General features: G+C 45.6%; 1 protein-coding gene. It reads right to left on the reverse strand.

From position 1 onward, the window contains the following. A partial coding sequence (locus AAEZ03_RS26920; protein WP_350582861.1) for a molybdopterin-binding protein occupies positions 1–283 on the reverse strand: 283 nt, incomplete at both ends.

Raw genomic sequence — 283 nt, forward strand, 5'->3', positions numbered from 1 at the left:
CGCCTGATGAGCCCGGTAAGCAAAATATACCGGTGCCATTTGCCATGCCAGCAACCGCTCGTGATTGTACCGTAGACATGCCAATTTCATCTTTTGAGATGAGACGAAACATTTCACCAAAGCCATCGATCGACTTATCAAACAGTACTTTTACCGCTTCTGGCATGCTATCTCTGATAAAAAATCCCGTACCGCCCGTCGTAATCACTGCATGAACCTTTGGATCTGCAATCCAACCACTGATCACCGCTCTTATCTGGTAGATATCATCAGAGATCAATTG

It is taken from the genome of Pseudomonas sp. HY2-MNA-CIBAN-0224 (assembly GCF_040310285.1).
GTDB classification, from domain to species: domain Bacteria; phylum Pseudomonadota; class Gammaproteobacteria; order Pseudomonadales; family Pseudomonadaceae; genus Aquipseudomonas; species Aquipseudomonas helleri.